Consider the following 12,920-nt stretch of genomic DNA (forward strand, 5'->3'; position numbering starts at 1 on the left):
GATGGATAACTTGTTTTTACTTATTTTATTGCCGTTAATCAGCGCATTGATTCTAGCTTTCTTAAAGACTAATGCTGCAAAATCAATAGCCTTAATTTTATCGGTAGTTTCTTTGGCGTTGACTATTCCGTTCCTTTGTGCTTTTGATGCAAATGGCGGTATGCAATTTGAACAAAATTGGCTATGGATTTCCTCTTTGCATATTCATTTTCATATCGGTGTTGATGGAATTAGTCTGCCTCTTGTGTTATTGACCAATGGGGTGATGCCTTTAATTATTGCAACAACCTTTAAGAAAGGTTATCAAGGGAACTTCTATGCCCTGATGGCTTTTATGCAATCGGGTTTATTGCTTGTATTTACGGCTTTGGATGCATTTACGTTTTATGTAGGTTGGGAGATTGCCTTAATTCCGATCTATTTTATTTGCGCGTTATGGGGCGAAGGAGATCGTATTCGTGTAAATTTAAAATTCTTTATCTATACTTTTTTGGGTAGTCTTTTGATGTTGATAGGTATTCTTTATCTCTACCAACAGGTGCCCAACCGTGATTTTGAATGGACATCTTTTATTGCATTGGATTTAGAGGAACATACACAGAGATGGTTATTTTGGTCTTTCTTTGTGGCTTTCGCCATCAAAATACCAATTTTTCCTTTTCATACCTGGCAACCGAATACGTATACCAATGCGCCAGCGGCCGGTACCATGCTATTAGCCGGTATCATGCTTAAAATGGGCGTTTATGGTTTGATGCGTTGGTTATTGCCAATTGCACCAGCTGGTGTCGCTTTGTATGGAAATTTTGCGATGATCTTATGTGTGATCGGGATTGTTTATGCTTCCATTATTGCAATTAAACAAGACGATGTGAAGCGATTGATTGCCTATTCATCTATTGCGCACGTTGGCTTAATCAGTGCTGGTGTCTTTACATGGAATACAAATGGTCTAAGCGGAGCAACTATCCAAATGCTGAATCACGGGATTTCGGTGATCGGACTTTTCTATGTGTTGGATATTGTGCAGCAGCGCACACAGACACGTAGTCTTTCGGAGCTGGGCGGGATAGCCAGCAAGGCACCGCGGTTGGCCATATTATTTCTGATTATTTGTATGGGCGCAGTAGGATTACCCTTGACCAATGGATTTATTGGAGAGTTTCTGTTATTGAAAGGTGTTTTTCAATACGGGTTTTGGTTTGCTGTTTTCGCGGGCTTAACCTTGATTCTGGGGGCAGTCTATACGCTTAGGCTTTATCAAGGAATGATGTTGGGAGAAACCACTGAGAAAACGGCACTATTTGAGGATGTAAGCGGTACGGAATTGGTGGTATTGACCTTAGTTTCCGCCTTGATTCTTTATATTGGTATATTTCCTAATTTCCTATTAAACCTTTCTGCAGGTTCAGTGGAAGTTTTAAGTACATTTTTAGGCAGATAATAGATATTTTTTTTTGTATGGGTGCAATAATTACACTTTCAATATTAGCATTAGTCGTCCTTTATCTCGGCTTATTCAAGATGAAATCTATGCTATTGCCTGTTTCTATTCTGGGATTCTTGGTGGCTATTGGTTTCTTATGGAATGACTGGACATCTACCAGCGGTCCTCTTTATAGTGGGATGGTTCATTTTGACCACTATGCTATTGCGTTTTCGATCCTATGTATCGCCGTTACCTTGTGTATCTTTGTTATCTCAAAAGGATATTTTGATGAAGAGGGACAAATTGCGGAATATTATTCGCTGTTAATTTTCTCGCTTACCGGTGCTGTTCTTGTCAATAGTTATCATAATTTTTCGATGCTTTTTTTAGGGATCGAAATTATGTCTGTAGCACTGTACATTTTGGTTGGGATACGTAAAAGAGATAAGGCCTCTAATGAAGCTGCGTTAAAATACTTTCTGATGGGAGCTTTCTCTACTGGATTTCTTCTGTTTGGGATTGCATTGCTATATGGAGCGACGGGTTCTTTTGATCTAAGTGAAATCAAAAACTATGTTGTCAATAACCCGCAAGCAATTTCGCCTTTGTTTTATGGGGGTATATTGCTTCTTATTGTGGGACTGACGTTCAAGGTGGGGGCTGTTCCCTTCCATTTTTGGACACCAGATGTTTACGACGGAGCTCCGATCTTGATTACAAGTTATATGAGCACGGTGGTTAAAGTCGCTTCTTTTGCTGGATTATTGCGTTTATTCAGTTATAGTCTATTACCTTTACAAGATTTTTGGACGCCGGTATTCTTAGTGATCGCCGTTCTCACCTTATTTGTTGGAAATATTTCTGCGTTGATGCAGTCGTCGTTCAAACGTATGCTTGCTTATTCAAGTATTTCGCATGCTGGCTATATGTTATTTGCGATCGTAGCCGTTGGATCAACTTCGGCCAATAGCATTTTTGCCTATGGCCTTGCTTATTCGCTAGCAACCATTGTAGCTTTTACAGGGCTAATCCTTGTTAAAAAAACAACAGGATCTGAGCATTTTGAGGCATTCAATGGATTGGGAAAACGAAACCCGCTGTTGGCCTTTGCAATTACAGTGGCAATGCTCTCTCTTGCGGGGATACCATTGACCGCCGGATTTATTGGTAAGTTTATGATGTTTTCTTCCGTAATGGAGAATTACCATATTGTCTTACTCGTATTGGCGGTTGTTAATGCTGCAATTGCGGTATATTACTACTTAAAGGTTGTAGTCGCCATGTACTTTAGAGATAGTGATGAATCTTGTGTCAATGTACAGTGGAACTATTCACTGGTGCTATTTCTTGCTGTAGTGCTTACAATTCTAATTGGTGTATATCCTGACTGTTTGTTAAAGTTAATATAAAGTTTCTATTAAACGCGTATGTTTTTCAATGGCCAATAGGAACCTTCAGTAATTTGGACTGCGTTTAGAGCAGGTAAAAACTGAAGGTTTCTGTTAAAATACTTGTTGTTTAATAAAGCATGGTGATTTCGCTGTGCTTTTTTTATTTTTATTGGTATAACTCTTGCATACAAATTGTATATTGTAAAAAAGAAATCCTATCAATTAGCAGATGGTGTTTAAAGTGTGTGTTAAATCTTTTTCGATTCATTTTTTGGCTGTGTTACTATTACTCTTTTTGGGGGGGCGGGTAATTGCACAGGACTTTATTCGTGGAAAGGTAGTGGATGCACAAACCGGAAAGGGTATTTCAGGGGTTTCAATCAATTGGTTGGGAGAAGATCGAGGTGGGAGCAGCGATACGCTTGGGTATTTTAAGATTCAGGATATTAAGAAATACCGACAGCTGATCTTTGGAGCGGTGGGTTATGAACGAAGAACGATAGATGTCCGTCGTATACAGGATTCATCGCTGACGATTCATCTGATCGCGACGAATAATACATTGGAAGAAGTAGTCGTCAATAGAAAAAATAAAAAGCCGAAAGATCCTGCTATAGCATTAATTGAGCAGGTCATTGCTCATCGCTCTCAAAATCATTATACGCGTATCCCTGAAATTCGTTTTGATGAATACGAGAAGACACAATTTGGTTTTGTCAATCCTGAAGATAAAGCCAAAAAATTTCCGAAACCGTTTCGATTTCTCTTTGAGAACATTGATTCGACAGCTTTTCGGGGGCTAACGATCGCGCCATTCTATTTGGAAGAGAATTATGCCAATGTCTATTCATCTCATAATCCGAATCGTAACAAAAAGATTGTCACAAGTCACTACCAAACCGAATTAAATCCACGTTTTTTTAACAACGATAATTGGCAGACCCGGTTTCAGACCATTTTACGTGATGTTGATCTCTATGAAAATACTATTCAGATTACCAATAAGGGAGTCTTGAGTCCAATTGCGACAGGGGCCACAGCATTTTATAAATATCAGATTCAGGATACGATCCAAATTGAGGGTAAGGATTATATTGAACTCCATTTTGAGGGAAAATCCGCCATTGACTTACTCTTCTACGGCGATCTCTTGATCTCGGATGACACAAGATATGCTGTCCACCGGGCTACACTGAATATTGGACGTAGCGCTAATATCAACTGGATAAATGATGTTCAGATCGATCTCACCTATAGTGAATTTAGGAACGGCAGCATGCTTCCTATTCATACCGATCTGAAGATGTTATTTGGGGGAAGTAAGGCGGATGTATTATATGGCCGCCGCGAGACTCAATATTTAGGGCATCGTACAGATTCAATTTCGAATGAGGATTTTGCGGGAGTGCCAGTCGAGAAGAGGTATTTGCTCGAGTCTGCTCCACATATTTCAATCGTCGGTGTCAGGCCGAGCCCGTTGAGCCAGGCCGAATTGGGCGCTTATCAAAAGGTAGATTCAGTGCAAAACATGCGATCTTTTAATCAGTTGGTTGCATTGGGCTATTTGCTCGCAAAGGGATATTATAATGCGGGGAAAGTAGAGTTTGGACCATTGGAATATCTTTACAGCCGGAATAATTATGAAGGTAACCGTTTCCGTCTGAGTGGTCGAACGACTCGTTTATTTTCGGAAAAAGCATACATTGAAGGATATACTGCTTACGGAGATAAGGATAAAGAATTAAAGTATTACCTGAGCACGGCATTTACGTTAAATGGTGAACGTATTGTGCAGTTTCCTGCAAATTATTTGCGTTTTACGGTGCAGCATGACGTCATGGAACCCGGGCGGGGTCTGGGTTTCTTAAAAGGCGATGGTTTCTTCCGGTCTTTTGGAAAGAACAGACCCAATAAATGGCAGTTTAATGATATTTATCGCATTGATCACCTGATTGAATTTGGGAATCATGTCAGCATCGGGTCGGCATTTACACATACACGTAGGCAGCCTCGAGGCGATTTGTTTTATATCAATAGTTTACCTTTGCCAGACACACTAAGCCAGGTCAATACAAATGATGTACAGCTAATTTTACGTTGGGCTCCGAATGAAGAGTTTACTTATCACAATCTCGACCGGGGAACGGTAGAGAATAAATATCCCATTTTTACATTGCAATATAACAAAGGATTGAAAGGCTTCTTAGGAGCAGATTATAGTTACGACGCCTTACGGTTCAGTATTTTTAAACGGTTATTTTTGTCGCCAGCGGGACAAGCGGATTTTGAATTATCTGGTGGAAGGATTTGGGGAAAACATTTGCCTTATACTTTATTGGAACTTCCTGAGGTTACTAAAGATAAGCAGGGACCTCTTGTAAATTTTGATTTGATGGCTACATCAGAATTTGTCTCAGATCAGTTCCTGAAATTAACTTATTATCACAATTGGAATGGTTTCTTTTTTAATAGAATTCCTCTGTTCAGACGCTTAAAGTGGCGCGAAGTGACTGGATTTAAAGCTTTCTATGGAAGGCTAAGCGATGCCAATAACCCTTTTGTCACTCCCGAGAACATTCAATTTGAGGCGGATAAAGACGGAATCATTCAGACAAAGGCCGTACGCAACAAACCTTATGTAGAGGGATTGGTCGGTGTGGATAATATCTTTAAATTGATTAGATTAGAGTATAAAAAAAGATTGAGCTATAGAGGTGGCGAAGGAGTTCCTTCTGATACCTTTACGGCATCCTTACATTTTAATTTTTAGTTATTATGGTCCAATATTCAAATTTAAAGTACGCCGTTAAAGACAGCATTGGCTATGTCATCATCAATCGCGAACCGCAGCTGAATGCTTTGAATCAGGAAACACTCGACGAATTGCAAGACATCTTTAAGCATTTCAATTCTGATAACCATGTTCGGGGTATTATCTTAACCGGTGCTGGGCAAAAGGCTTTTGCTGCCGGTGCAGATATTAAGGAGTTTATGGATCTATCGGTAATTCAAGCGCGATGGCTTAGCGAAAGAGGGCATATTATTTTTTCAGATCTTATTGAGAGTGCTCCCAAGCCCGTTATTGCAGCTATAAATGGATATGCTTTGGGCGGAGGTCTTGAGTTAGCGTTAGCCTGTCATATTCGGATCGCTTCTGAAAATGCGAAAATGGGACTTCCTGAGGTTTCATTGGGGTTGATTCCGGGGTATGGCGGTACTCAGCGTTTGCCCAAACTAGTCGGAAAAGGGCAGGCCATGCAAATGATTTTAACAGGAGATATGATCGATGCGCAGCAAGCACATGCGATTGGTCTAGTAAATGAGGTGATCCCCCAGGATAAGTTAATCTCCCGTGCGGAGGAAATACTTCAAAAGATATTTACGCGCTCCCGTGTTGCGGTGACAAATGCCATTGAAGCTATTAACGCAGCTGAAGACAAACAACAAAATGGGAATAAGGTGGAAATGGATGCCTTTGGACATTTGTTCGGAACGGAAGATTTCAAAGAAGGTGTGTCGGCATTTTTAGCGAAGAGGATACCCAATTTTGAATGACAACAGCACTATGCTGGTTGCCATACGTTGCGTATTAGCAGGCTCACGCTTGAATGCTGAGATTGATTGGTAAAGTTAAAAAGGTTAGATTGGGGACCAATTGCTTATTTGAATTAGATCGTTTATAAATCAAGATTTCAAAAGTTAGCGAGATTATTTCTGATATTTCTTGCGATATTCTTGTGGTGACATTTTCATTTCGCGCGTAAATGCCTTTGAAAAATGAAAAGGATCATAAAAGTGGAGTTTAAATGCAATTTCTTTAATCTTAAGTAATGTGAATTGGAGATACGAACAGGCTCTCTGCATCCGTAATTGATTGTAATACACAATTGGGGGGTAAGATGTTTTCTGTTTGAACAAGTGAATGAGATGTGATTTAGAATAGCTGAAATGATCTGCTATTTGATCTAAATTGATGTTGTTTTCCATATTGTCTTTCATAAATATGATGATGTCCTGGATGATATTATCGACTTGAATCCGGTTACTTTCTCTAAATTGTGTCTGATACTTAATCGATGCCAAAAAGTATTGGAAGCAAAAGCTTGTATATTCTAAATTCTCAGGACTATATCCCATCTCCAGATTCTTATAGATGCTTTCAAAGAGCTGGAGACGATTTGCATGCTTATTTGAATCAGCATCATCGATACGGATGATCTTCCCCATGATGTGTTCAAAAAGAGGGGCGTCTGTACCATCGAAGTGAATCCAATAAATGCTCCAGGGATCATTTGATTTCGCTCCATAGCAATGCGGAATGTCTCTTGGGATGATGTAAACATCGTTTCTGGAGAGATTATGCGTCGTTTCACCTTGTTTTATCCAGCCGCTGCCCTTTTCGCAATAAATCAGAATATATTCTTTACAGCCCTCCTGACGATCGCGATAGTGTCTTTTTGCATTTGGATAATAGCCGATATGTGTGGTAAATAATTTTGAGGTAATGTTGTTGCCTGTTTGGTAGCTGCACACAGCGTAAGGTAAGACAATCGCTTTTTCCCCTTTGAAACCTTCTGCAATTACATCTATATTTTGTTTCATCATCGAGTTTATTTTTGGTTTTATTTCTAAAAATAGTAATATTTTACATGTTTATCATGTTCACTTACATGATTGTCAGCAAGTATTCCATTAATTTTACCTAAGTAAATCTAAATATGTAAACTCTTATGCAAAAAGACAGCGACAACCTATTTGCTATTGATCACCTTTGTGGCCGCCATTGGTGGATTTCTATTTGGATGTGATTGAGTCGTTATTGGCGGCGCAAAGCCCTTTTATGAAGCCTATTTTCATTTGGAGTCCAACGTTGCGCTTCAGGGCTGGGCGATGTCTTCGGCTATTGTAGGAAGCTTTATCGGCGTATTACTTTCAGGCGGACTGGCTGATCGCTATGGCAAAAAGCCGTTGATTTATACCGCAGCGATTTTATTTATTCTTTCTGCATTGGGAACCGGTATGGCATCCGAACTTGATAACTTTATTATTTATCGGATTTTGGTTGGTGTGGGTATCGGTGTGGCATCTAATTTGGCTCCGATGTATATAGCAGAAATTGCTCCAGCAGAAAGTCGGGGGAAGTTTGTTTCTGTCAACCAATTAACCATTGTATTGGGGATACTCGCTGCGCAGGTGGTCAATTGGCTGATTGCTAAGCCGGTGTTGGAAGGACAACCGATTTTAGAAAGTTGGAATTGGCAGGGGGGGATGGAGATGGATGTTTCGGGCAGAGGCTATTCCAGCTATCGTTTTTTTGATTCTACTTTTCTTAATTCCTGAAAGCCGGCGCTGGTTATATAACAAGGGGAAGCATGAGAAGGCACAGCGCGTGTTTCCCCGCATGGGCGGAGAGCAGTATGCGGCAGATAATATGTGTGCGATTGCAGAGGCCGCAAACCTAAACTCATATAGAGCAGGGACGAGAAATCTTTTTCGGGGTAAGCTGTTTCGTCTGCTATTGTTGGGAAGCTTTATAGCAGTCTTTCAGCAGTGGTGTGGGATTAACGTTATTTTCAATTATGCCCAGGAGATTTTTATAGCAGCAGGGTATACGTTACTTAAAATGTATGGTAACAGAAAGTAATCGACCGCCTTCATCTGCTATTGCGGAGGTCTATGTCAAGGGGTTATAATTACATGCATTCGACATCGTTCGTTTTAGAGTTGCAAGCATAGCAACTTGAAATCTGGTAAGTTATGGTCACTCCATAAATATGGAGTGACTTTTTTATGTTCTATTCTACCATGAAGCTTGTATTGATTTTATTGTCATTATCAGATATGATTCATACTATTTTTTTAGTTAACTCGTTTTTACTTGAACCACATTACTTTCTTTTCTTTAGATTAATAGAAGTAAAAAATGACAAATAACGAGTTAAGAGCACTTGCCGAATCTTCACGTAAAGGTGATATCGCCGAGATGGAACAGATCCTTGCGGCAGCAAATGGTAGAATTGAGTTTTACGATTACGAATTGAATAATGTCGTTAGTCAATTGATTAGATCCCATCATTATGGGATCCTGGATAAATTTATAGGCAAAGGGCTAATCTCAACGGACTTGTATGATTACGATCGCTTTAGCACAACAGTGATCAGTACCTTGCTAAAACCTCAGATAGCATTAGAAGGGCAATTTGAAAATTATCTAATTTGGTTAAAAGGGTATTTGGAACAGCTTGATGACATCAATGAAGAGGTAGGCGGGATTACCTTGTTTGAATATGCTCTACAGGAGAATATTGCTATTCCCATACTAAAAGTTTTTGTTGATGCTGGCGCAGATATACAGCGTATGGATCAATATGGACAAACATTTCTTTTTAAAGTTTGTAATTTGCGTATGCAGCAAGCGGATCGTGTTGCTGAACTGATAGATTGGTTATTAGCAGAAGGTATTGATCCCAATATTGGAAGTGTAGAACAGAAAACGGCATTACATATGGCCGTCGATACGTTGAAAACAGAAGTTGTGATTAAGTTGCTGGATGCAGGGGCGGATCCAAGTCTGAAGGATTGGCATGGTGAAAGTGCCTTTTATTATGCCGCTGTAAGGCATTTTAATTCAGATCTGTTAGCAGCGCTTCTCCGTTATGGAATACCAGATTTTCATAGTGTCAATAAACAAGGGGAAAACTTGCTCAATGCATTCCTCCGAATGATGCATACGGACAGCGAAACGAATATGAGCGTTCTGATTTTGCTTTTGGAGCAGGGGGCGGATCTAACTGCTGCATCACTTTGGTATCAGAAAGAGAAAACAGGCGTTGACTGGCTGGCAGAGAAGTCAGTCAACGTTTTACAGGCAGTTGTAGACAAAGGATATTTAGATCTTAGCTACGTGGATAACGAGGGAAATACGCTACTACATAAAGTCTGCCAAGTGGATCTCAATTATGATGAAAATAAAGCTAGAGATCTTTACAAAAAGGTAAGATATCTTGTCGAGGAAGGAATTGATCCTCAGGTGGAAAATATAGCGGATAAAAAGGCTGTCGATTATGCTATGGAGGATAATATCAAGGTAAAGACAGTCGAATGGCTATTAAAACAATAAATACGGATAGAAAATTATTATGTCTCAATCATTTATAATTGCTTGCGAAAGTGGCAAACGCAAGATTGCGGAAATATTATTGGAGAAAAATCAAGTCGATGTATCCTACACGGATGAAAATGGGCGTACTGCATTACATTATGCTGCGCATCGGGGTTATTTGGATTTGGTGAAGAAGTTAGTTGAGGCCGGCGCTATATTGGACTATGAGGATCATCGCGGCGAAACACCTTTATATTTTGCCCTGTTGCAAAAGCAGAAGCAAACAGCAGTCTACTTACTGGAGAATGACGCTAATATACAGATCAATGATTTTTTAGGAAATAGTCTATTGCATATTGCGGCACAGACGGGACAGCAGGAGATGGCTGAAAAATTGATTGCCCGGGGGCTGGATGTAAATGCATTAAATAATGCCGCTGAATCACCTTTATTGATGGCTGTAAAAGCCAAATATCCACCTTTGGTACAACTGCTGGCAGCACAAGGTGCTCATGTGGATGCAACAGATAAAGATGGAAATTCGCCCTTAAATTTGGCAGTAGCGTTGGGATCTGTGCCAATTGTAAATATCCTATTGGATCACGGTGCGGCAGTGAATTTATTAAATGACTTGAGTGAAGGGCCTTTGTTGCTTGCGGTAAAAATGGGCAACCGTATGCTGGCACAGAAACTGTTGGAGCAGGGAAGCGATATCTTTAAAGAATCTGCTGAAGGAATTTCTCCTGTGTGGTATGTCTGTAACAGCAATCAAAAGGAACTCCTCGCTCTATTTCTGGAAAAAGGGCTCTCTGCAGACTATGCGCGTCCCGTAGATTCTTTTGATGGAAAAGATGGTAAATATTTAGAAAAGTTGATCCAGCGAACAGGTAGCCGTACCTTTATACTTGGGTTTGAACCTCATTATGCGGGGGAGACCTTATTACATACGGCAACAAAGATGGGATATCTTTCCTTGGTCAAACAGCTTTTAGATTGCGGCGCAACAATCGATAAACAGGATGCTTCTGGCAATACCGCTCTTCATTATGCGGCGGCCTATGGTAAAAAAGATGTGCTGCGTTATCTCTTATCTCACGGAGCAGCTACAGATATAACGAACGTATTGGAACAGAAAGCGATCGATTATTCCAATATGCAAGGTTATAACGAGATAACAGCTTTATTGATCGACTTCGGAGCAAAAACCAATATTGTTGAGGATGGTCCGGTCAACTCAGGGAAAAAGACACTTTCTGAAGCGTCGGCAGGAATGGATATGGCAGGTAAAAAGCAGGCTTTATTTGATCTGAAAGAGCTGTTGGACGCAGGAATTATCAATCAGGAAGAATTTGATTCGGAGAAGACGAAAATTTTAGCGTCCTGAATTTAGAACTCAGTGTAATTTTTTCGGAGGCGGAAAATGTCGTGCTTTTCCGCACGATTTTATGCAAAGCAGCAATTCAGTCTATAAATCTATAAATAAAAAAAAGCGACTCTTTGAAGTCGCTTTTTTGTAGCCCGTAGGGGAATCGAACCCCTGTTTCAAGAATGAAAATCTTGCGTCCTAACCCCTAGACGAACGGGCCATATCGTTTTCGATGATGCAAATATAGAAGCTTTTTCAAAAAGCACAAAAAAAAAGTGCTCTACGTGTGCTAATTCATTGAAATTGAGAAAAATTATTTTTTTCAAACTCCTATTCTACAGCGTAGGCTAGCATATATTCGTTGAATTTTTCATAATGAACTTCGAAAATATGCGTATTTTGATTGCTGTCGAGTTCAAGTTTTAATATCCCTTGTGTTTGATACTCGAACGGCTGTATCCTCATATTATTCAAAAAGGAAACACCCGCGTTTCCTTGAAGTTTATAGATTGCTTCTTTGGCACACCAACAGGCATAAAGCTGTTCGTATCGGCTCTCATCCTGCTTGATAAAAGCGAGCTCGGCTGGTTTTAAGAATTTATGTTGGATACGTTCCACTTTTGTTTTAATGATTTCCATATCAATACCAACCTCTCCTTTTGTACTGATCATGGCCGCCGCATAATCAAATGAGTGCGAAAGGGATATTTTTTGCGGAAAATTAGCAAGATAGGGCTTGCCATTTGAATCAGAAGGACATTCGATGTAGCGTGACGTGTTTAACAGGGTGCGGAGTAGTACACGCGTTGCAAGCCAGTGCAACCTTCTTTTTCCTTTATTGAAGGTGGCCAATTTAGCTTTTTCGCGTTCATCCAATTGAAGTTTCGACAGTAAGTCGTCATCCGATTCTTCAATCCGCCAAATCGCAAATTTGGTTTGATGATCAATTTCACGTAGATACACTAGACTCATACCCAAATTTAAAAAACAAATTGCAGATTTTTGTTTTGAAAAATGAAGTAAAATTACGGAGAGAACTGTATTTTTGAATTTGTATAGCATTGCCTGATGCTTTAGCTATTTTGATACACATGATTTTATCTGATAAAAGAATTCTCGAGGAGATTGAAAATGGCAGTATTGTCATTCAACCATTTGACCGTAAATGTTTAGGAACAAATTCCTATGACGTGCATCTGGGAAAATATTTGGCAACGTATGCAGATCGTGTACTGGACGCCAAGAAACACAACGAAATTCAACATTTTGAAATACCGGAAGAAGGGTATGTTTTGGAACCAAATACTCTTTATTTAGGTGTTACTCAAGAGTATACCGAAACACATAAGCATGTGCCTTTTTTGGAAGGGAAATCTAGTACAGGCCGTTTGGGAATCGATATCCATGCAACAGCTGGTAAGGGGGATGTGGGATTCTGCAATACCTGGACTTTAGAGATTTCTGTTGCGCAACCTGTGAGGGTTTATGCAGGAATGCCTATCGGTCAATTGATTTATTTTGCCGTAGAAGGGGATATTGAGACATTCTATAATACCAAAGGTAATGCAAAATACAATGGTAAGACGATCCGTCCGGTGGAATCTATGATGTGGAAGAATAATTTCTGATGCG

The 12,920-nt window shown here is 39.9% G+C and carries 11 protein-coding genes and 1 tRNA gene; 9 read left to right on the forward strand and 3 right to left on the reverse strand.

Annotation, left to right across the window (positions count from 1 at the left end; all coding sequences use genetic code 11):
- The first annotated feature begins 1 nt into the window (after position 1).
- The 4 genes from B3C94_RS05815 (at position 2) to B3C94_RS05830 (ending at position 6,375) form a co-directional block, all read left to right on the forward strand.
- Positions 2-1,444: a complex I subunit 4 family protein gene (locus tag B3C94_RS05815; protein ID WP_293900408.1), complete on the forward strand. Its 1,443-nt coding sequence runs from the start codon at positions 2-4 to the stop codon at positions 1,442-1,444.
- A 17-nt stretch (positions 1,445-1,461) separates the two neighbouring features.
- Entirely contained in the window at positions 1,462-2,838 is a 1,377-nt protein-coding gene (locus B3C94_RS05820) for an NADH-quinone oxidoreductase subunit N (RefSeq protein WP_293900411.1), read from the forward strand.
- Between the two features lie 259 nt (positions 2,839-3,097).
- Positions 3,098-5,590 (forward strand): DUF5686 and carboxypeptidase-like regulatory domain-containing protein, encoded by a 2,493-nt coding sequence (locus B3C94_RS05825; protein ID WP_293900414.1) that lies wholly within the window; start codon positions 3,098-3,100, stop codon positions 5,588-5,590.
- A 5-nt stretch (positions 5,591-5,595) separates the two neighbouring features.
- Entirely contained in the window at positions 5,596-6,375 is a 780-nt protein-coding gene (locus tag B3C94_RS05830) for an enoyl-CoA hydratase/isomerase family protein (RefSeq protein ID WP_293900417.1), read from the forward strand.
- 153 nt (positions 6,376-6,528) lie between these two features.
- Here B3C94_RS05830 and B3C94_RS05835 read toward each other — a convergent pair whose 3' ends face one another.
- Positions 6,529-7,425: an AraC family transcriptional regulator gene (locus tag B3C94_RS05835; RefSeq protein WP_293900420.1), complete on the reverse strand. Its 897-nt coding sequence runs from the start codon at positions 7,423-7,425 to the stop codon at positions 6,529-6,531.
- 213 nt (positions 7,426-7,638) lie between these two features.
- On the opposite strand from B3C94_RS05835, the gene B3C94_RS05840 reads away from it, so the two are divergent.
- The 4 genes from B3C94_RS05840 to B3C94_RS05855 all read left to right on the forward strand — a co-directional run bounded on the left by B3C94_RS05840 (position 7,639) and on the right by B3C94_RS05855 (position 11,306).
- Positions 7,639-8,160 (forward strand): MFS transporter, encoded by a 522-nt coding sequence (locus B3C94_RS05840; RefSeq protein ID WP_349679129.1) that lies wholly within the window; start codon positions 7,639-7,641, stop codon positions 8,158-8,160.
- Positions 8,135-8,464: an MFS transporter gene (locus B3C94_RS05845; protein ID WP_293900426.1), complete on the forward strand. Its 330-nt coding sequence runs from the start codon at positions 8,135-8,137 to the stop codon at positions 8,462-8,464. The genes B3C94_RS05840 and B3C94_RS05845 overlap by 26 nt, the downstream gene beginning before the upstream one ends.
- Before the next feature lie 279 nt (positions 8,465-8,743).
- A complete protein-coding gene (locus tag B3C94_RS05850; protein ID WP_293900428.1) occupies positions 8,744-9,940 on the forward strand; it encodes an ankyrin repeat domain-containing protein in 1,197 nt (398 codons plus the stop codon).
- Between the two features lie 19 nt (positions 9,941-9,959).
- Positions 9,960-11,306 carry an ankyrin repeat domain-containing protein gene (locus B3C94_RS05855; RefSeq protein ID WP_293900430.1) on the forward strand — a complete coding sequence of 449 codons (1,347 nt, stop codon included), beginning with the start codon at positions 9,960-9,962 and terminating at the stop codon, positions 11,304-11,306.
- A 130-nt stretch (positions 11,307-11,436) separates the two neighbouring features.
- Here the strand turns inward: B3C94_RS05855 and B3C94_RS05860 are convergent.
- A tRNA-Glu gene (locus B3C94_RS05860) sits at positions 11,437-11,508 on the reverse strand.
- A 110-nt stretch (positions 11,509-11,618) separates the two neighbouring features.
- Positions 11,619-12,260: a 4'-phosphopantetheinyl transferase family protein gene (locus tag B3C94_RS05865; protein WP_293900433.1), complete on the reverse strand. Its 642-nt coding sequence runs from the start codon at positions 12,258-12,260 to the stop codon at positions 11,619-11,621.
- A 119-nt stretch (positions 12,261-12,379) separates the two neighbouring features.
- On the opposite strand from B3C94_RS05865, the gene dcd reads away from it, so the two are divergent.
- A complete protein-coding gene (gene dcd, locus B3C94_RS05870; protein WP_293900436.1) occupies positions 12,380-12,916 on the forward strand; it encodes a dCTP deaminase in 537 nt (178 codons plus the stop codon).
- The last annotated feature ends 4 nt before the right edge of the window (positions 12,917-12,920 follow it).

The sequence above is a fragment of the Sphingobacterium sp. UBA5670 genome, from assembly GCF_002420705.1.
GTDB lineage: Bacteria > Bacteroidota > Bacteroidia > Sphingobacteriales > Sphingobacteriaceae > Sphingobacterium.